The 20,476-nt window shown below is 66.5% G+C and carries 15 protein-coding genes; 12 read left to right on the top strand and 3 right to left on the bottom strand.

Annotation, left to right across the window (positions count from 1 at the left end; all coding sequences use genetic code 11):
• The first annotated feature begins 310 nt into the window (after positions 1-310).
• On the top strand, positions 311-2,167 hold the full coding sequence (locus QW861_RS12230; protein WP_316193097.1) for a tetratricopeptide repeat-containing glycosyltransferase family protein: 1,857 nt from the start codon (positions 311-313) through the stop codon (positions 2,165-2,167).
• Between the two features lie 12 nt (positions 2,168-2,179).
• On the opposite strand, the gene QW861_RS12225 is transcribed toward QW861_RS12230, so the two are convergent.
• The 3 genes from QW861_RS12225 to QW861_RS12215 are packed head-to-tail and all read right to left on the bottom strand — an operon-like array spanning position 2,180 to position 5,369.
• Positions 2,180-3,214, bottom strand: a complete 1,035-nt coding sequence (locus QW861_RS12225; RefSeq protein ID WP_316193096.1) for a class II aldolase/adducin family protein — start codon at positions 3,212-3,214, stop codon at positions 2,180-2,182.
• A gap of 14 nt (positions 3,215-3,228) precedes the next feature.
• A complete protein-coding gene (locus tag QW861_RS12220) occupies positions 3,229-4,098 on the bottom strand; it encodes a TIGR01459 family HAD-type hydrolase (protein WP_316193095.1) in 870 nt (289 codons plus the stop codon).
• Positions 4,095-5,369, bottom strand: coding sequence for an FGGY-family carbohydrate kinase (locus QW861_RS12215; protein ID WP_316193094.1), 1,275 nt, complete (start codon positions 5,367-5,369; stop codon positions 4,095-4,097). The genes QW861_RS12220 and QW861_RS12215 overlap by 4 nt, the downstream gene beginning before the upstream one ends.
• A 180-nt stretch (positions 5,370-5,549) precedes the next feature.
• On the opposite strand from QW861_RS12215, the gene QW861_RS12210 reads away from it, so the two are divergent.
• The 11 genes from QW861_RS12210 to QW861_RS12160 all read left to right on the top strand — a co-directional run bounded on the left by QW861_RS12210 (position 5,550) and on the right by QW861_RS12160 (position 19,839).
• Positions 5,550-6,539, top strand: coding sequence for a sugar-binding transcriptional regulator (locus tag QW861_RS12210; protein ID WP_315718398.1), 990 nt, complete (start codon positions 5,550-5,552; stop codon positions 6,537-6,539).
• A 38-nt stretch (positions 6,540-6,577) separates the two neighbouring features.
• Positions 6,578-8,017 (top strand): extracellular solute-binding protein, encoded by a 1,440-nt coding sequence (locus QW861_RS12205; RefSeq protein WP_316193093.1) that lies wholly within the window; start codon positions 6,578-6,580, stop codon positions 8,015-8,017.
• A gap of 102 nt (positions 8,018-8,119) precedes the next feature.
• Positions 8,120-9,046: a sugar ABC transporter permease gene (locus QW861_RS12200; RefSeq protein ID WP_315753025.1), complete on the top strand. Its 927-nt coding sequence runs from the start codon at positions 8,120-8,122 to the stop codon at positions 9,044-9,046.
• Between the two features lie 12 nt (positions 9,047-9,058).
• Complete coding sequence (locus QW861_RS12195) at positions 9,059-9,916, top strand: carbohydrate ABC transporter permease (protein WP_315718345.1); 858 nt, start codon at positions 9,059-9,061, stop codon at positions 9,914-9,916.
• A 6-nt stretch (positions 9,917-9,922) separates the two neighbouring features.
• Complete coding sequence (locus QW861_RS12190; RefSeq protein WP_315827286.1) at positions 9,923-11,026, top strand: ABC transporter ATP-binding protein; 1,104 nt, start codon at positions 9,923-9,925, stop codon at positions 11,024-11,026.
• Positions 11,027-11,041: 15 nt separating this feature from the next.
• Complete coding sequence (locus QW861_RS12185) at positions 11,042-12,151, top strand: ABC transporter ATP-binding protein (protein ID WP_315753024.1); 1,110 nt, start codon at positions 11,042-11,044, stop codon at positions 12,149-12,151.
• Positions 12,152-12,153: 2 nt separating this feature from the next.
• On the top strand, positions 12,154-13,734 hold the full coding sequence (locus tag QW861_RS12180; RefSeq protein ID WP_315753012.1) for an FGGY-family carbohydrate kinase: 1,581 nt from the start codon (positions 12,154-12,156) through the stop codon (positions 13,732-13,734).
• Positions 13,727-14,767, top strand: a complete 1,041-nt coding sequence (locus QW861_RS12175; RefSeq protein ID WP_315718348.1) for a 2-hydroxyacid dehydrogenase — start codon at positions 13,727-13,729, stop codon at positions 14,765-14,767. The genes QW861_RS12180 and QW861_RS12175 overlap by 8 nt, the downstream gene beginning before the upstream one ends.
• An 18-nt stretch (positions 14,768-14,785) precedes the next feature.
• Positions 14,786-15,532: a class II aldolase/adducin family protein gene (locus tag QW861_RS12170; protein ID WP_315827284.1), complete on the top strand. Its 747-nt coding sequence runs from the start codon at positions 14,786-14,788 to the stop codon at positions 15,530-15,532.
• A complete protein-coding gene (locus QW861_RS12165; protein ID WP_316193092.1) occupies positions 15,529-17,037 on the top strand; it encodes a glycerol-3-phosphate dehydrogenase in 1,509 nt (502 codons plus the stop codon). The genes QW861_RS12170 and QW861_RS12165 overlap by 4 nt, the downstream gene beginning before the upstream one ends.
• A gap of 213 nt (positions 17,038-17,250) precedes the next feature.
• A complete protein-coding gene (locus QW861_RS12160; protein WP_316193091.1) occupies positions 17,251-19,839 on the top strand; it encodes an ATP-binding protein in 2,589 nt (862 codons plus the stop codon).
• The last annotated feature ends 637 nt before the right edge of the window (positions 19,840-20,476 follow it).

The raw sequence follows: 20,476 nt of genomic DNA, 5'->3' as shown, positions 1-20,476 counted from the left end.
CTTGCGCAGATGTGCCGGCGTTTCGCTGATGATGATCTCGAGGGTCGGGCGGATGGCCCGACCTCATATAGGCGTAACCACCGAAGAAGTCCTCACCCTTGTCCTGTACGCCGATTTGATCGTGCCCGCGATGGTTGCGCTGAATTTGACTTCCACGAAGTGGTCATCGGATCGTTGTCTTCCGCGCTCTTATGCTAGGGAATGCAGCCAGAATCGGAGCGGCCCTCACCACAGCCGGAGATAGAATTGCGGCTGTCAGCCTGAATGAGAATCAACTACTTTAACGACGCAACCTGGACCATATGCAGCAATGAACCGTCGCGAGCGCCGAGCTTCACCCGCTAAAGTGAAGCTCCAACCTGTCAAGCCCGATGGTGCCGCGCTCTTCTATGACGCTGCTCTGCGCGATGTCACCGATGGCCGACATGCGGATGCCGAACGGTGTTGCCATATGGCGCTTGCGATCGACGGAGGGCATGCGCCGACCCTCAACTTGCTGGGCATCCTTGCCCTGCAGGGGCAGCAGTATGAAGCTGCATTGCAGTGGGTATCCCGCGCGCTCCAGCAGGATGTTCAGCCGCAGTACTTCCTGAGTCTTGGCACGGTGCTGCAGGTCTTGGGACGCTCGGATGAGGTGCTGAAGGTCGTCGACAAGGCGACGGCGCTCGGTCTCGAAAGCGCCGATCTGTGGATGCTGAGGGGGAATGCCCTCGTCAACCTGCAGCAGCTCGCCGACGCCGTGTCGAGCTTCCAACGTGTGTTGGAGTTGAATTCCAGGCATTGGGATGCCGCCAACCAGTGCGGCATCACGCTTCAACGGCTGGGGCGGATCGACGACGCGCTTACCTATCTCGATCTGAGCGACGTCTTGCGGCCCAACCATGTCCCGACACTCTTGATGCGTGGCGCGCTTCTGAACGGCTTGAAGCGCTTCGACGAGGCCCTGACGATCTGCCAGCGAGCTCACGCCATCGAACCGGAAAACTCCGACATCTGCGTCAAGACCGGCATCGTGTTGCGGACGATGTGCCGAGACGAGGACGCGTTGGAATGGTTCGAGCGAGCCCTGGCTCTGCAGCCGGGTTCAAGGGATGCGCTGCACGACAAGGCCTCCGTGCTGACGAAGCTCCGTCGGTTCGACGAGGCGTTCGAGATCTACAGGCAGTTGAAGGGGGCCGATCCGAGAGACGCGCTGGCCGATCTTGGAACGGCTCATTTGAACCTGTTGTTGGGAAATCTCGACGCGGGCTGGTCTGGCCGGGAGGCCCGTTGGAGCCTGCCGAGCTCTTATCCGCGCTTCCGGCGACCCATGTGGCTCGGCCAGGATGGCATCGCGGGACAAACCATCGTCATCGCCGCCGATGAAGGACTGGGCGATACGATCCAGTTTGTCCGCTACGTGCCGATGGTCGCAGCGTTGGGCGCGCGCGTCATCCTTGCCGTTCAAAAGCCGTTGCTTCCACTGTTGTCGAACATGCCAGGCATTTCGCAATGTATTCCGGTCTCGGACGCCGCCGACCTTGCGGGGGTGGATGTCCATTGTCCGATCATGAGCCTGCCGTTTGCCTTTCGGACGACACTGGCCACGATTCCAGCGCCGGTGTCCTATTTGCCGGCGCCTGATCCGGATCGGATCCAACTCTGGCAGGAGCGCCTTGGCACGCCCGAGAAATTGCGCGTCGGCCTGGTCTGGTCAGGCAACCCCAATCATCTCGACGACCACAATCGCTCCATCCCGTTGCGCACGTTGTCCCGCCTGCTCGGCGCGGATGCGGCGTTTGTCAGCCTGCAGAAGGAGCCGAAGGCCGAAGACAAGGCCGTGCTCCAGGAGACGAGCGGGATCGTGGACCTGACGGGTCAACTTGCCGATTTCGCCGATACCGCCGCGCTGATCTCATGTCTGGATCTCGTGATCACGGTCGATACCAGTGTCGCTCATCTCGCCGGCGCGCTTGGCTGTCCGACCTGGACGCTTCTGTCGTACACGCCGGACTATCGCTGGCTGCTCGATCGTGACGACAGCGTCTGGTATCCGCGCATGCGCCTGTTCCGTCAGCGCGAAAGGCGCGATTGGGGCGAAGTCATCGATCAGGTCGGAGATGCGCTTCACGAACTGGTTGGGGCGAGGGCGCCGTCCCCGCCGGTCTCGAGCGATGAGATCGCGTGATCCGTCGCCGCTTCAATTCGACGACTGGCGGCTTGCCGTCAGCTGCTGCCGGTAGCGTTCGGCGTCCCAGTTGAGCAGCAACTGCTCGTGCTGAGACGAGAGATAGCCGATATCGGCCGATAACGGCAGGCGGCTGGTCACGAGCGCGAGGCAGCTCAGCATGGCCTCGGCGCCCGGGCTGGCGTCGCTGCGGATGATGGCGCCGAGACCCGGCGCGAGGGCCGCGACGGGCGCGGGCAGGCGGCTCGCGTCCGCCCGTGCGAGCAGCGTGGCGAGGCCGCCGGCGCTCTCGATCGTCGGCAGGCCCGGGCCGAGAAACACGACGTGGTCCGGATACAACGAGCCGCCGGTCGCGATGGCGCGGCTGAAAGGATCGGTGGCGATGCCGTGGCTACCAGCATCGTGCGGCAGGCGATAGGCGGTGCCGGCGCACAGACGGCGCAAGGCCGCGGCGTCGGCAGCGGGCGCCGGGCGCACCGGCAGCGCCAGCCTGCGCTCGACGTCATGGACCAGCGCCTCGGCCTGATCGCAGCTTTCGGCACCAACGACGAGGCCGTGATTGCCGAGGATCAGCACGTCGATGCAGTCGCGCGCGACGATGGTGCTCACTGCGCGCGCCAGCGGCAGTCCGGGATGAAAGTAGTCGAGATGGCGCCAGGCGAGCCCGTCCAGCCGCGCCGCAAATTCATCGCGCGCATCGCGCCGCGCCGCCCAGGCGATGGTGTTGACGGCATGCACGTGCAGCACGACCCGGTGCGGCAGCAGCGCATGCAGCGCGGTCTCGATCGAGGCGCGCAGGGGGCCGGGAGCGGCCAGCGGAATGCGCTCGTCATCAGCGGCGAGCGCATCGCGCGCCGCAGGCAGGAGAACAGGCACGAAGATGTCCTTCGCATCGGCGTCGGCCAGCCAGGTGCCGGACGCCTTCACCCACAGCACATCATCCTGCTTGAGCGAGGAGTTGCCGCCGGCGCCTTGCACCAGCTCGATGTTGCGGCCGACCCGCGCCGACATCCGGCGCAAATCATCAAGCTCGGCAGGCTCGCGCATTTCGCGTCTCCTTCTCACCACACCAGGTGCTGCATCGTCCAATTCGGCATGCGGCCGGGCGAAGCTGCGAGCTTGCGCGTTGCCGCAGCGAGGTCGGGCGCACCGGCCAGCGTCGTGCGATGCACGCCATCGCCGAGCAGCAGGCTTTGCAGGCCTGCGGCGCGGGCGCCGGCGACGTCATGGTCGAGCGAGTCGCCGATCATCAGCACGCGGTGCGGGTCCGGATCGCCGAGCTGCTCCAGCGCCGCCGCGAAGATCGGCGCATGCGGCTTGCCGACGAAGCTCACCGGGCCGCCGAGCCACTCATAGGCGCGCGCCAGCGTGCCGGGCGCCGGCATGAGGCCGGCCGCACCGAACATCATCAGGTCGGGATTGGCGCAGATCATCGGCACGCCCCGCGCGGCCGCGCCGGTGAATCGATCGCGCCAGAGGTCGGGCTCGGCGAGGTCGTCATCGAGGCCGCCGAGCAGGATGAAGTCGGCGTCACGCATATCCGTCACGAGGACGAGGTCGAGCCCGTCGATCAGCGAGCAATCGCCGCCCCGGGTGATCAGGAAGCAGGCATTGCCACAATCGGTGAAGGGTTCGCGGGCGCGGTCGCGCAGGCCGGTCCATGTCACCTCGCCCGAGGTGAGAATGCCGTCATAGGTCGAGCGCGGCAGGCCGAGCCGGGCGAGGCGCTCGGCATTGGCGCTCGCGCGCTTGCCGGAGTTCGACAGCACCAGGATATGCTTGCCGGCCTCGCGCAGCCGCAGGACGCAGTCATGTGCGGCGGGAAGCACCGTCCTGCCGTCATGCAACGTGCCCCATTGGTCGAGCAGGACGTGATCGAACCTGTCGGCGATGGCGGACAGGCCGCTGATCTCGCACGCCGCCGCCGTCATCGTGGCGGTCCCTGCAGCGCCAGCAGCGCGGTGCCGTAGCTCGCTTCGGTCTGCGCGGCGACGCTGACGGGCACGCCGACGATGCGCCGGCGGATATCGGTCCAGGCATCATTTCGGGCGCCGCCGCCGATGCTGATCACCCGCCGTAGCGCCGGCGCGCCGAGCGCGTGAAGACGCTGATAGGCCAGCGCTTCCACGCCGGCAATTCCTTCGAGCAGCGCCTGGAAGAAGCGATGATCCTCGGCCGGACGTGGCGTGATCCGCGGCGCCAGCGCGGGATCTGCGATCGGAAAACGTTCGCCGGGTTTGGGCAGCGGATAGTAGTCGAGCCCGGTCGGCTCGTCGGGGCGGAGCAACGGCGTCATGCGGTCCATGTCGGCGGCGGTGAAATGCGCAAGCAGCGCGGCGCCACCGGAGTTCGATGCGCCGCCGGCGAGCCATTTGCCGCCGAGGCGATGCGAGTACACGCCCTGATCGGCGGCGAAGATCGGCTGCGTCGCGATCAGCTTCACCACCAGCGTGGTGCCGAGCGAGGTCACCGCATCGCCCGGCGCATCGGCGCCGGTGGCGATGAAGGCGGCGACGCCGTCGGTGGTGCCGGCGACGATGCGCGCCGACGGCGACAGACCGAGCGCGCGCGCGGTCGACGGATCGATATCGGCGAATGGCGTGCCCGGCACGAGAACGCTCGGCAGGACGTCGCGAGGAACGCCGAGCTGATCCATCCAGCGCGGCCATTCGCGCCTGACGGGGTCATAGCCAAGCTTCAGGGCGTTGTTCTCATCGCTGACGCCGTGATGGCCGGCGAGGCGTCCGGCGATCCAGTCGGCCTGGTGCACGGCTTGTCGCGCGCCGCTCGTGGAGGCGAGCAGATGCAGCAGCTTGGCGAGCGGGCTGCTCGTGCCATGCGCACCGCTCTCGGGCGGCGCGATTGCGGCGATGCGCCTGGCCTCGTCGACGGCGCGGGCATCATTGTACATCAGGCCGAGCGAGCGGGGCCGCCCGTCGGCGTCGATCAGCAGCAAGGTGCCGGAGGTGCCGTCGACCGCGATGCGCGCGACGGCGCCGAGATCGACGATCCTGCCGAGCTTGTCGAGCGCCGCGACCGTCGCCTGCCACCACAGCTCGGGATCCTGGTCGATGGCGTTGCCGTCCTGACGCGGCGCGACCAGCGGAACGGCGGCTGCGCCCTTGATCTCGCCGCTGATATCGACGGCGCAGGCGCGCACACCGCTCGTGCCCACGTCGATGCCGACAAACAACTCCGTCATGCGACCTCATCCCGTTGTGCGCCGGCGAGCATGGCTGTGCTCGCCCGGCGCGTCATCCCTGACGCGCTGCAGCACGTTTGGGGGATTGACGGCCGGACCGGCGTCTGCAATTTTTTGCAAGGTGTGAAGAATTTTGCAAGCAGGCATTCAGGCGTGACGACAGCTTCCGACAGGGCGCCCATGGTGGACGGCGAGGCCTCGCTCGCGACGCGCGCCGCCTGGCTGTATTTCGCGGCCGGGCTGACGCAGTCGGAGGTCGCCGACCGCCTCAACATCCAGAGCACCAAAGCGCATCGCCTGATCGCGCGGGCCAGCCGCGAGGGCATGATCCGTGTCTTCGTCGAGGGTCCCGTCGCCGAATGCGTCGCACTCGAGAACGCGCTGGCCGAACGCTACGGGCTCGACTTCTGCCGCGTCGCGCCGGATCTCGGCGAGGGCGATCTGCCACTGAAGGCGCTGGCGCTGGAGGGCGCGAGCTTCCTGCGCCAGGTGCTGGAGCGCGGCGACGACAAGATCATCGGCGTCGGCCACGGTCGCACGCTTGCGGCGGTGGTGGCGCAACTGCCGCAGACGCCGGCGCGCGACGTGCAGTTCGTGTCGCTGCTCGGCGGCCTGACGCGCAAATTCGCCGCCAACCCGTTCGATGTGATCCATCGCCTGGCCGAGCGCACCGGCGCCGAAGCCTATCTGCTGCCGGTGCCGGTGTTCGCCAACTCCGTCGCCGATCGCCGCGTGCTGATGCAGCAGTTCGGCATATCGGACGTGTTCGCGCTGGCGCAGCGGGCGTCGCTGCTGTTCGTCGGCATCGGCCAGATCCATGCCGACGGCTTCCTGGTGTCGAGCGGCATGATCAAGCCGGATGAGGTCGTCGAGCTGAAGCGCGCCGGCGCCTGCGCCGATCTGCTCGGGCATTTCTTCAACGCCCAGGGCGAGCTGCTCGATCTCGATCTTTCGGCGCGCGCCACCTCGATGGCCGCTGCCGATCTGAAGAAACACCGCATCGTCGCCATCGGCGGCGGCGAGGCAAAGATCACGGCCCTGCGCGCGGTGCTGCGCAGCGGCTTCCTGAACGGTCTCATCATCGATGAGGTAACCGCTCAGGCATTGGCGACCGACAAGCCGGAGAAAACATCCGGCAACTCCAAGAACAAGAGTCGGAAGGGCAGGTAACGCGAACACGTTTCTACAAAAAACAAAGGGAGGGTTGAATGTACGATCGTGAGAAGAATCTCTTTGCGGCCTATGCCGGCAAGCGCATCAGCCGGCGTGATCTGCTCGACGGCGCTGCCAAGCTCGGCATCGCCGGTGTCGCCGCCAATGCCGCCTTTGCCTCGGCGATGTCGAAGGCGATGGCCGCTGACTTCAACTGGAAGGCCCATAGCGGCAAGACGGTCAAGCTGCTCTTGAACAAGCATCCTTACGTCGATGCGATGATCGGCGACATCGAGGCGTTCAAGAGCCTCACCGGCATGAACGTCACCTACGACATCTTCCCCGAGGACGTCTATTTCGACAAGGTGACGGCGGCGCTGTCGTCGAAGTCCGATCAGTACGACGCCTTCATGACCGGCGCCTACATGACCTGGACCTACGGTCCGGCCGGCTGGATCGAGGACCTCAACGCCTACATCAAGGATCCGGCCAAGACCAATCCGGCGTTCGCCTGGGACGATGTGCTGCCGGGCCTGCGCTCCTCCACCGCCTGGGACGGCGTCGCTGGCTCCGAGCTCGGCTCCGGCAAGGCCAAGCAGTGGTGCATCCCGTGGGGCTACGAGCTCAACAACATCACCTATAACCGCAAGATATTCGACAAGGTCGGCGTCAAGCCGCCCACCAATCTCGACGACATGCTGGAGGTCGCGGCCAAGATCACCAAGGACGCTGGCGGCCCCTATGGCGTCGGCGTGCGCGGTTCGCGCTCGTGGGCGACCATCCATCCGGGCTTCCTCTCGGCCTACGCCAATTTCGGCCAGAAGGATTTCGTGATGGAAGGCGGCAAGCTGAAGGCCGCGATGAACACCAAGGCCTCCAAGGACTTCCACGAGAAATGGGTCAGGATGATCCAGGGGTCGGGTCCGAAGAACTGGTCGACCTACACCTGGTATCAGGTCGGCACGGACCTCGGCGCCGGCGCCTCCGGCATGATCTTCGACGCCGACATTCTCGGCTACTTCATGAACGGCGGCGAGAACAAGGAGCGCGGCAATCTCGGCTATGCGCCGTTCGCGGCCAATCCGGCCGCGAAGGCGCCGACGCCGAACGTCTGGATCTGGTCGCTGGCGATGTCGAGCTTCTCCAAGCAGAAGGATGCGGCCTGGACCTTCATGCAGTGGGCGGCCTCCGTCGAGCACGGTCTGTTCGGTGCCCGCAAGATGGATTTCGTCAATCCGGTCCGCGCCTCCGTGTGGAAGGACGGCGAATTCCGCGACCGCATCGCCAAGTCCTATCCTGGCTATCTCGAGCAGCATGACCTGTCGGCACCAGGTGCGAAGATTTACTTCACGGCGCAGCCGCTGTTCTTCGACCTCACGACGGAGTGGGCGGCCTCGCTGCAGAAGATGGTGGCCAAGGAGATCAGCGTCGATGAGGGCCTCGACAAGCTTGCCGAGAGCATCAACCGTCAGCTGAAGCAGGCCGGCCTCGGCTGAGGCCGCGCCGCATCTCCCATGACCGCCTGCCGGCCCGGATGCTCCCCACAAGCGTCCGGGTCGGCCCCATCCCGCGCTGATGTGATCACGCCTGTCATGAGCATGGCCCAACTTGTCGAGACCAAGGCGACGCCGCGCCGCACGAAACGCTGGCGCGGCCGGCTGCTGCCGTATTTGCTGAGCCTGCCGGCGCTGCTGGTCTGCATCGCCATCCTGGTGCCGTTCGTGACCGCTGCGGTCTATTCATTGCAGCGCTACCGGCTCAATCTGCCGTATCTGCGCGGCTTCATCGGCATCGACAACTATATCGACTTCCTGTCCGATCCGGCGTTCTGGAACACGCTGCGCATCTCGCTGGTCTATACCGCGGTGACCGTCATCGCCGAGCTGCTGCTCGGCCTCGGCATCGCGCTGCTGCTGCGACGTCCCACGCGCTTCCACAACGCCGTCTCGATCATGCTGCTGCTGCCGCTGATGACGGCGCCGGCGATCGCCGCGCTGATGTGGAAGCTGATGACCAATCCGAGCTTCGGCATCCTGTCCTATCTGGTCGGGCTGCTCGGCGTGCACGACTTCAAATGGGCATCCGATCCGTCGACCGCGCTGTTCACCGTCGTCCTGGTCGACGTCTGGGTCTACACGCCGTTCATCATGATCCTGCTCCTGGCTGGTCTGCGCTCGCTGCCGCGGCAGCCGTTCGAGGCGGCGGCGCTCGACGGCGTGCCGGCGAGCTTCGTGTTCTTCCGCATCACCCTGCCGATGCTCGCGCCCTACATCATCACCGCCTCGCTGTTCCGGCTGCTCGATTCGATCCAGCAGTTCGACATCGTCTATGCGATGACGCAAGGCGGGCCAGGGGACCGGCTGATGGTGTTCCAGGTGCAGGCGTATCTCGAGTTCTTCCAGTACACCAATGTCGGACGCTCGGCGGCGCTGCTGATGATCCTGTGGCTGATCACCAACATCCTGTCGAACATCTTCATCAAGAACTGGTTGCGGCTGCGCGCGCGCGCCCACGGTCACGCCTGAGGGAGAGACATCATGGATCACTCCAGTCTGGCAGGGCGCATCTTCCGTGGCATCGCGCTTGCGTTGGTGCTTCTGTTCTTCATGTTTCCGATCGTCTGGATCCTCCTGATGTCGTTCCAGACCAATGAGCAGATCCTGCGCATCCCGCCGCGCATCCTGTTCGAGCCGACGTTCGCCAATTATGAGGCGCTGATCTCGGGCCAGCTCAAGACCGCCGCCGGCAATCTGCAGCTCACCTTCATGCGCAATCTGATGAACAGCTTCGTGCTGTCGAGCGCGTCGGTGATCCTGGCGCTGCTGCTCGGCGTCCCCGCGGCCTATGCGTTCGCGCGTTTCAAGTTCCGGCTCGGCGAGACCATCGCCTTCACGCTGCTGTCGTTCCGCTTCGCGCCGCCGCTCCTGGTGCTGCTTCCGCTGTCGCTGTACTACCAGCAGCTTGGCCTCAACGACACCTATTTTGGCATCGTCTGGGTCTACCAGCTGATCGCGCTGCCGCTGATCCTGTGGATCGTGCGCGGCTATTTCGAGGACATCAGTCCGGACATCGAGCACGCCTACCGGCTCGCGGGGCATTCCTGGCGCGAGGCGTTCACCCGCATTGCCGTGCCGCTGGCCGGGCCCGGCATCGCCGCGGCGGGCCTGCTGTCCTTCATCTTCTGCTGGAACAACTTCGTCTTTGCGCTGATCCTGGCCTCGGCCGACAAGCAGCCGGTAACGGTCGGCGCATTGGCCTTCGTGACGGCGTCCGGTATCCAATACGGCCAGATCGCCGCCGCGATCGTGCTGTCGGTCACCCCGACATTGCTGCTCGCGCTCTATGCGCAGCGCTATCTGGTCGAAGGTCTCTCGCTCGGTGCAGTGAAGGGTTGAGGATACATGGCGCGTCTCGAACTCCAATCGGTCGACAAGAGCTTCGGCGCCGCAAGCTGCGCCAAGGGCGTGTCGCTGACGGTCGAGCCCGGCGAGATCGTCGCGGTGTTCGGCCCGTCCGGCAGCGGCAAGACCGTGCTGCTGCGGATGATTGCCGGCATGTTCGAGCCTGACGGCGGCGACATCCTGGTCGGCGGCCGCTCGATCGTCGACGCGCCGCCGGAGCAGCGCGGCATCGGCATGGCGTTCCAGAATTTTGCCCTGTTTCCGCACATGAGCGCGCGCGACAACATCGCCAGCGGGCTGCGCGCGACGGGCGCGGCCGACATTGCGGTCAAGGTTGCGGCAATGAGCCGGCTGTTGAAGATCGAGCATGTGCTCGGCCACAAGCCTCGTGAACTGTCCAACGGCCAGAAGCAGCGCACCGCGCTGGCGCGCGCGCTGATCGGCAATCCCGGGGTGCTGTTGCTCGACGATCCCTTGCGCAACGTCGATGCCAAGCTGCGCTATGAGATGCGGTTGGAGCTGCCGAGCCTGCTGCGCAGGAGCTCTGCGGCGGTGCTTTACGTGACGCAGGACTATCGTGAGGCGATGGCAATCGCCGATCGCATTGCCGTGCTGATCAATGGCCGCCTGGTGCAGGTGGCGCGTCCGGAGGAGATCTATGCGCGGCCGGCGTCGGTCGCCGTGGCCCGGCTGTTCGGCGATCCCAGCATCAATCTTGCCGAGGTCACGCCGGTGGCGGAGCAGGGGCGGCTGACCGCATCTGTTGCCGGGACGCTGATCCGGCTGGATGCGGACGGCGTGCCGTCCAATATGCGTGAGCGTTGCTGGCTTGGCGTCCGGCCCGACGATGTCGTGGTGACGCGTGATGGCGGCGAGGGTGTGATCCCGGCGCGGATCGTCGCGGTCACGCCGATCCACGAGCGCGCCGTGGTGCTGCTGCGCTTCGCCGACGGATCCGAGTGGCTGGCGGCGCAGGCGCCCGAGGCGCTGGAGGCGCATGCCGACGAGGACGTGTTCGTGCGGTTCGCGCCGGAAGCGGCGTTGCTGTTCGACCACGCCACGGGCGAGCGCATCGGCCTGGCGCCGCGGCGGCAGGCGGCGTGAGGATCGGGGATGGGCATGCTCGAAATCCGCAACGTCGACAAGGTCTATCACAGCCGGGGCAAGCCGCCGGTTCATGCCGTGCGCGCGCTCGATATGGAGGTGAAGGCCGGCGAGATCGTCGCGCTGCTCGGCTCTTCCGGCTGCGGCAAGACCTCGACGCTGCGCATGATCGCCGGCTTCGAGAGCGTCAGTTCAGGGTCGATCGCGCTGGCGCAGCGGACGATCCATGATCTGGCGCCGGCGAAGCGCAAGGTGGCGATGGCGTTCGAAGGCTATTCGTTGTACCCGCCGCTCACGGTGCGTGAGAACATTGCGTTCGCGCTGAAGGCGCGGCAATTGTCGCGCGCCGAGATCGCGCAACGCGTTGTCAGCATTGCCCGCCTGGTGGAGATCGAGGACATTCTCGATCATCATCCCCACGCGCTTTCCGGCGGACAGCAGCAGCGGGTGTCGCTGGCCCGAGCGCTGGTGCGTGATGCCGACCTCTATCTGCTCGACGAGCCGATGGGCCAACTGGAGCCGCAGCTGCGTGCCGTGCTGCGCGGCCGCATCAAGGGTCTGCTCGCCGAGCGCGGCATGACGGCGATCTTCGTCACCCATGACCAGACCGAGGCGAGCGCACTTGCCGATCGCATCGCCGTCATGGAAGACGGCGTGCTTCAGCAGTTCGCCAGCGAGCGGGAGCTGAAGAACCGCCCGGCCAATCTGTTCGTCGCGAGCTTCATTGGCGAGCCGCCGATGAACCTGATGGAGACTGTGGTGACGCAGGAGGAAGGCGGGTTCCGCCTGTCTGTGGGCTCCGATGTTGCCTTTCACATCCCCGGGCAGACGTTGGACGCGGCGGGACAGCAGACGCTGGTGCGGGCCGATCGGATCAAGGTCGGCATCCGGCCGCAGCGGATCGCGATCGGCAGCGGCGAGGCGCGGCTGCGCGTGGTCTCCAACCAGTGGCTCGGCGATCAGTCGCATATTGCGGGCGAGTGCGCCGGTCATCTGCTGGTCGGCGTGACATCCAGCAAGGTCGCGGCGCGACCGGGCGACGTCGTGCCCTGCGCGCTGGAGTCACGCCATCTCCATATTTTCGGCGCCGACGGCGTTTGCGTCCGCCACGCGGAGGCGCGCTGAACATGACCTCGGCTGCGATCCGCAACGTGATCATCGGTATCGACGCCGGGACCTCGGTGATCAAGGCGGTGGCGTTTGCGCGGGATGGACGCCAGCTCGGGGATTTCGCGATTCCCAACAGCTACGCGACGTTGCCGGGCGGCCGCGTCGAGCAGGACATGGCGCGGACCTGGACCGACACCGTCGCGGCCTTGCGCGGCCTGGGCGGCACGCTGCCGGATCTGTCCCGTCGCGTCGCCGCGATCGCCGTGACCGGGCAGGGCGACGGCACCTGGCTGATCGATGCGGACGGCCATCCCGTCGCGCCCGCGCTGCTGTGGCTCGACTCGCGCGCGGCAGGGTTCGTCGAAGCCTTCCGCGGCGGCGAGCGCAATGCCGCGCACTATCAGCGCACCGGATCGGGGCTCAACGCTTGCCAGCAGGGGGCGCAACTGGCCTGGCTGCAGGCGCATGACGCAGAGATGCTGGGACGCGCGGGTACGGCGTTCCACTGCAAGGACTGGCTCTACTTCAAGCTGACCGGTGAGCGGGCCACGGACCCGTCCGAGGCGACGTTCTCCTGCGGCGACTTTCGCAAGCGCGGCTTCGACGGCGAGGCGGCGCGTCTCATCGGCATCGCTGGTTCCGCGCGCCTGTTTCCAGATGTCGTCGATGGTGTCACGACGACGCATGGCTTGACCGCGGCGGCCGCGGCGGAGACGGGCTTGCCCGAGGGCGTGCCGGTGTCGCTCGGCTATGTCGACGTGATCTGCAATGCGCTCGGTGGTGGGCTATATGATCCCACACCCGACGTCGGCTGCACGATCATCGGCTCGACCGGCATGCACATGCGGCTGGCGAACAGCGCCGACGCGGTCAAGCTGAATGCCGAGGCGACCGGCTATACGATGCCGTTCCCGGTGCCGAACCACTATGCCCAGATGCAGTCGACCATGGCTGCGACCTTGAACATCGACTGGTTGCTCGATGTCGCGCGCGGCGTGCTCGCTATGGAAGGCATCGCCCGGTCGCGCAATGATCTGATCCGGCGGCTGGACGAGCGCGTGCTCGCGGCGAAGGCGGGCGACCTGCTCTATCATCCCTTCATCTCCGATGCTGGCGAGCGCGGACCATTCGTGTCCCACGAGGCGTCTGCGCAACTGGTCGGCCTGCGCACCCGTCACGGCTACTGGGATCTGATGCGCGCCGTGATGGAGGGACTGGCCTTCGCCGCACGCGACTGCTACGCGGCGATGGGACCGCTGCCGACGGAAATTCGCCTGACCGGAGGCGCGGCACGCAGCCGCGCGCTCGGCGCAATTCTTGGCGCGGCACTCGGCAGCACGATTCGAGTCTGCCGTCGCGAGGAAGCCGGCGCGTCGGGGGCGGCGATGATCGCCACGGTCGCGACCGGACTCTACCCGGACATGATGATCTGCGCGGAGGAATGGGTGAGACCGTATCTGGATGAGCCGCAGGCGCCGGATGCGGCGCTGGCGGAGCGCTATGCGCAGCTGTTCCCGGCCTATGTCGAGGCTCGCCTCGCGGCGCGGCCGGTGTGGAAGCAGCTTGCGGCCCAGCGTGCAGGAGCCAATCATGTCTAGCTCCATCGCCATCATCGGCGACCGCTTCATGCTGCCCTCGGTGTTCGCCGAACGCATCACCGCCATCTGCGGCGACGGCGTCGACATCCGCATGCTCGAACAGCCCTGGCCGGACGAGCCGATGGAGCATGGCTATGCCGGCTCCAAGCTCGATGGTCTCAAGGAGTTCATGGGCGATCCGGATGAGCTCGCCGAATTCATCGGCGAAGCGCCGCTGCTGGTGACGCATCTCGCGCCGATCTCGCGCGCGATGCTGCAGCGGCTGCCAAGGCTCAAGTTCATCGCGGTGTCGCGCGGCGGTCCGGTCAATGTCGACATGCAGGCGGCGCGCGATCATGGCGTGCTGGTCGTCAACACGCCCGGACGAAATGCCAGCGCGGTGGCGGAGTTCACCATCGGCGCGATGCTCGCGGAGACCCGTCTGATCAGGAGCGGTCACGAGTCGATGCGGGGCGGGGAGTGGCGCGGCGATCTTTATCGCGCCGACCGGACCGGACGCGAACTCGGGGAGATGACCGTCGGCATCGTCGGCTATGGCGCGATCGGCACGCGCGTCGTGAAGCTGCTCAAGGCGTTCGGCTGCAGGATCCTTGTGACCGACCCTTACGTCCAGCTCAGCGCACAGGACCGCAACGACGGTGTCGAGCACGTCGCGCTTGCCGATCTTCTGGCGCGCGCCGACGTCATCAGCCTGCATGCCCGCGTGACGCCGGAGACCACCGGCTTCATCGATCGCGAGGCGCTGGCGAAGATCAAGCCGGGGGCGATCCTGATCAACACCGCGCGCGGTCCGCTGGTCGACTACAAGGCGCTGTTCGAGGTGCTCAGCTCGGGACGGTTGGCCGGCGCGATGCTCGACACCTTTGCGGTCGAGCCGGTGCCGCCGGACTGGCCGCTGTTGCAGCTCCCGAATGTCACGCTGACGCCGCACATCGCCGGCGCATCCGTGCGCACCGTCACCTTTGCCGCCGACCAGGCGGCCGAAGAGGTTCGCCGCTATCTGGCCGGCGAGCCGCCGCTCAATCCCTGCTGACGACGAAAGGTTTTCGACATGAATCGCGAGGAACGGCTGATCCGCGAGAACATCATCGCCAAATGCCGATGGATGAATGCGTCGGGGCTGAACCAGGGCACTTCGGGCAACATTTCCGCCCGCTACAAGGACCGCATGCTGATCACGCCCTCGGCGACGCCCTATGACTCGATGAAGCCGGAGATGATCGCCTCGATGCCGCTCGAGGGTGAATACGGTTCCTGGGAGGGGCCGTTGAAGCCCTCGACGGAATGGCGCTTTCATCTCGACATCATGCGCGGCCGTCCGGATGTCGGCGGCGTCGTTCACACGCATTCCACCTATGCCACCGTGCTCGCCATCGCGCGCAAGCCGATCCCGGCCTGCCACTACATGATGGCGGCGTTCGGCGGCACCGACATCCGCTGCGCCGGCTATGCGCGGTTCGGCACGGCCGAATTGTCCGAGCTTGCGCTGGAGGCGCTGGAAGGCCGCAACGGCTGCCTGCTGGCCAATCACGGCATGATCGCGGTCGGCGCCAATCTCGACAAGGCGATGTGGCTTGCGGTCGAGCTCGAGACCATCGCGAAGCAGTACTACCTGTCGCTCGCCCTCGGCCAGCCGCACATTCTGGGTGACGCCGAGATCGCCGAGACGGCGCAGGGCTTTTCGACCTATGGTCTGCAGGAGCCGAAGGCGAAAGCGGCAAAGCCGGCCAAGGCTGCGACGAAGGCGCGTGCCGCTGCGCGCAGCAAGCCAGAGAAGAAGCGCAGCAGCAAGCGATGAATGCGACGGTCTCACGCAGCGGAACCGATCACGGTCTGTTGGACCTCGCCGTGATCGGCGGCGGCATCAATGGCGCTGGTATCGCCCGAGATGCCGCCGGCCGCGGCCTGAAGGTGCTGCTGTGCGAGAAGGACGATTTTGCGCAAGGCACCTCGTCGCGATCGGGCAAGCTGATCCATGGCGGCTTGCGCTATCTGGAGTACTACGAATTCCGCCTGGTGCGCGAAGCGCTGATCGAGCGCGAGGTGCTGTTGGCCTCGGCGCCGCACATCATCTGGCCGATGCGCTTCGTGCTGCCGCACTCGCCGGAGCAGCGTCCCGCCTGGCTGGTGCGCACAGGGCTGTTCCTCTACGACCATCTCGGCGGCCGCAAGCAGCTGCCGGCGAGCCGCAACGTCGATCTCGCGCACGAGCCGGAGGGCGCGCCGCTGCGCCCCGAGTTCCGGCGCGGCTTCGAATATTCGGACTGCTGGGTCGACGATGCCCGGCTGGTGATCCTCAATCTCGTCGATGCCGCGCACAAGGGAGCCATCATCCTGCCGCGCACCCGCGCCGTGAGCGCACGGCGTGAGGGTGATGCCTGGCGGCTGGAGATGCGCTCCGAAGACGGCGAGGTTCAGATCGTCCGAACGAAGGCGCTGGTGAATGCCGCAGGTCCCTGGGTGCAGGACGTGGTGCAGGGTGTCGCCGGGCTCAACTCCGCGCACAATGTGCGGCTCGTCAAAGGCAGTCATCTCGTGGTGCCAAAATTCTGGAGCGGATCGCAGGCCTATCTGCTGCAGAACACCGACCGCCGCGTGATCTTCGTCAATCCCTATGAGACCGACCTGGCGCTGATCGGGACCACCGACATCGTGCATGACGGCCGCGCAGACGACGTCGCTGTCGATGGTGCCGAGATCGACTATCTGCTCACGGTGCTCAAGCGCTATTTCCGGGCCGCGCCGGGCAAGGGGGATATCATTCACGCCTTCTCCGGGGTGCGGCCGCTCTACGATGACAACGCCGACAATCCGTCGGCGGTGACGCGCGACTACGTGTTCGAGGTGCATGGTGCGCCCGGACAGCCGCCGTTGCTGTCGATCTTCGGCGGCAAGATCACGACGTTTCGCCGGCTCGCCGAGCAGGCAATGGAACGTCTCGCGCCGTGGTTTCCGCAGATGGCGCCGGCATGGACGGCGGGCGCGCGTCTTCCGGGCGGCGATTTCGGCGTGCCGTTCGATCAGTTCCTCGCCGATCTCGCAGGCGCCTATCCGGGATTGCCGCGCGATGTAGTGGCGCACTATGCGCGGCGCTACGGCACCCGTGCGCGCGATCTGCTCGGAGCGTCCCGCAACGTCGGCGATCTCGGCCGCCATTTCGGTGCCTCGTTCTATGAGCGCGAGCTCGTTTTCCTGCGCGAGCAGGAGTGGGCCGTCACGGCCGCCGACGTCCTCGACCGGCGCACCAAGCATGGCCTGCATCTGAGCCGCGCCGAGCGCGAGGCGTTCGAGCACCAGCTTTGATCGCGTCTTGACGCCTCGAGCCCCTCCGCGACCGCCGCAGCACTTGGCGGGTGCCGATGACACGCCCCGGCAAACCGTGCTATCGAGCGCCCGCGATATGGATCGCGACGCGCCAGGAGACGCGGAATTCGGCACAATCCGGACCTTCGCCGATGCCCCCTGCGCCGATCGATTCACAATCAAACCGCCCGACGACCTCCTGAATTCGACGCCATGCCGGACCAGATCAAAGCGAGAGCCGACCATCGGCGCGGTCCGCGGCAGGAAGGCATCGTCGACGCCTGGACGAGGTTCGCGTCCGGCTCCTGGATGGACCGGCGCTGGACCCCGTGGATCATCGTGCTGAGTGGCCTCGTGCTGGCGCTGCTGTGTGATGCCTTCGTGGCCCACATGCTTTCCGTCAACTATCGGGAGACCTATCGGACCACCGAGGCCGCCAACGGAGATCTCGCCCGCGCGCTCGAAGAATACATGTTGCGCAACATCCAGGGCGTCGACGTGCTCTTGAACACGACGATCGACAGTCTCAAGCAGGACCCATCGCTGCTCACCGCCGGCAATCCGGCCCTGATCGGCGAGTTGAAGCGCAGGGTGGTGCCGTACCCCGCCGCGGGCGGCATCGTCGTGCTGGACGCGGACGGCAATCTGCTCGGCGACAGCGCCGGCAACGGAGTTCCCGGCCGTGAGAACAATTTCGCCGATCGGGCCTATTACAAGGTCCAGCGCGATGACCCCGGCCGCGGTCTCTTCATCGACGTGCCGGTGGCCTCGCGCGTGAACAGGGGTCGGTTCATCGCGGTCAGCCGCGCCTTGATGATGCCGGACGGACGATTTGCCGGCGTGATCGTCGTGGCGGTGGACTACGAGAATCTGCGGCAGTTCTTCCTGTCGCTGAACGTGGGGCAGCGCGGAACGGTGACGCTCTATCGTGACGACGGCACGATCCTGCTGCGCTCGCCGCATGCCGACGATTTCGCCGGCCGCAACGTCGGGTCCAATCGCCTGTTCAGCCTCTATCTCCCGCAGGCGCCTCACGGCAGCTTCGAGGGCAGCGGCATGACGGACGGGACGTCGCGGAGCATCAGCTATCGGCGTGTCGCCGGCCTGCCGCTGGTGGTGACCGTGGCGCGCGACCCGGTCGAGTATCTGGCCGGCTGGAAGAACAATGCGCTGTACTACAGCGCCATCGCCGCCGGCCTCAATCTGCTGATCGCCGGATTCGGCCTCGTCCTGGCGCGGCAATGGCGGCTGCGCGCGGCCTCCGAGCAGGCGCTGCGCGACAGTTTCGAGCAGCACCTGCTGGTCACGGAGAACGTGCCCGCGCTGATCGTCCAGGTCGGCGCCGATGGTGACATCCGCTATGCCAACCGTGTCGCGCGCGAATGGTATGCGCAGCCGTCCAGCGGGGTCGGTCGCAGCCGGCGGATCGACGACTACATCGACCCCGCGCGGCGAGACGAGGTGAGGCCGAAGATCGAGGCCGCGCTGGCCGGCCGAACCGCGGGCGGTGAGGAGAAGATCGCGTTTCCCGACGGCCGTGAACGCTGGTGCGAGACCATTCGCGTGCCGGATCGCAGCCAGGATGGCACGGTGCGCGGCTATTTCGTGCTGTCGGTCGACATCACCGAGCGCAAGCGCATCGAGGACGAACTGCGTCAGGCGCAGAAGATGGAGGCCATCGGCCAGTTGGCAGGAGGCATCGCGCACGACTCCAACAACATGCTGGCGGCGACGCTCGGCAATCTCGATCTGCTGCTCGACGCGCTCACGCCCGGCGAAAGCTCCCGCCGCAGCATGGTCGAGCGGGCGATCGAGGCGGCGGAGCGGGTCGCCGATCTCAACCGCCGGCTGCTCGCCTTCGCCCGCAAGCAGGCGCTGCAGCCGCAGGTCACCGACGTGAACCAGCTCGTCAACGGCATGACGACCATCCTGCAGCGGACGCTCGGCGAGAACATCGAGATCGAATTGGCGCAGGACCCGATGCTGTGGCACTGCCTGATCGATCCGACGCAATTGCAGAACGCGCTGCTCAATTTGGCGCTCAATGCGCGGGACGCAATGGACGGCGGCGGGCGCCTGACGATCGCGACGACGAATGCCGTGCTCGACCAGCCGCTCGACGACGGCGACGAGCGCATCATGCCCGGCGACTACGTGACGATCGCGGTGTCGGACCTGGGGGCCGGCATGCCGCCCGAGGTCGCGCGCCGCGCCTTCGAGCCGTTTTTCACCACCAAGGAATTCGGCAAGGGCAGCGGCCTCGGCCTCAGCATGGTCTATGGCTTTGCGCGGCAATCGGGCGGCACGGTGCTGATCGACAGCCGGGTGGCGGAAGGCACATGCGTCACGCTGTATCTGCCGAGCGCGGGGCCGGGCGCCACGGGCCGCGCGCGCGCTGGCGCAGCGCGGCTGGCGCGGCCGCAGACCGGCGAGCGGATCCTGGTGGTCGAGGACAATCCGCTGGTCGGCGCGATGGCATCGACCATGCTGACGTCGATGGGCTACAGCCCGGTCGTCGTCACCCATGCGGCAGCCGCGATCGCCGCGCTGGAGCGGCCGGACCCGTTCGCGCTGCTGCTGACCGACATTCTGCTGCCGGATGCCATGACCGGCATCGACCTGGCGCGCGAGGTGCGCCGCCGATGGCCGGAGCTGCCGATCGTCTTCATGTCCGGCTTCGCCGACCCCTCGCTGGTGCCGGAAGATTTCCGCGCGACGAGCAGGCTGCTCGCCAAGCCGTTCCGGCTCGGCCAATTGTCGGAGGCGATCGTCTCGGCCCTGGCCGGCAGGAAGGCGACGTGAGCCCTCAGCGATCATGCGGTGAGCGATCCCGTGTTCGCCCCGATCGACAGCACCGTCCGGACAAGTCGTTTCCGCCTCGCGGCGCGCAGGGCGTCCGAGCTGTGCCGGTCGTTTCGCCCTCTCGACGACGAGGGCGCGGGGAATGCCGGGTGCTGGCCGCACCCATGGCCCGCCTGCGAACAAGAATGCAGGCGGCAGGAACCACAGGTTCAGCCGAGACATCCCGGCATTCCCCGCGCGATGGTTTTCCGGCTTATACGTCCTCTCCCCGGGGACCGGCTGTCTTGCCCCCGTCACCCGCGCAACGCGAACGCGTTGTCGCGAGCTTGGCCTCAGCATCGGGAGGCCAGGACCCTACGATTTCGCCGGCGCAACGGCTTCGTTCGTCCGCATGACCTTCGTCATGCTGCGAACCGCTGCGCCCACCGCATCCCACCCCGCGTGCCGTGACGATCGCGATACGCCCCTCGTGCCGAGGCGGGACGGCTGCACTCAATCACGATTTCTGAAAATGAGAAAGCAGGATATTTTCGCCGGACGGACTGGACAGGCGTGATGTGCTTGAGGCGTCTCGTGAAATGAGAATCTCCGCGCATCGACCTTGGCCCATGATTGGGGGCCCAGGCCGTGGGGAGGC

The sequence above is a fragment of the Bradyrhizobium sp. SZCCHNRI1029 genome (genome assembly GCF_032487555.1).
Lineage (GTDB): Bacteria > Pseudomonadota > Alphaproteobacteria > Rhizobiales > Xanthobacteraceae > Bradyrhizobium.
This window is presented reverse-complemented; position numbering and strand designations above follow the sequence as displayed.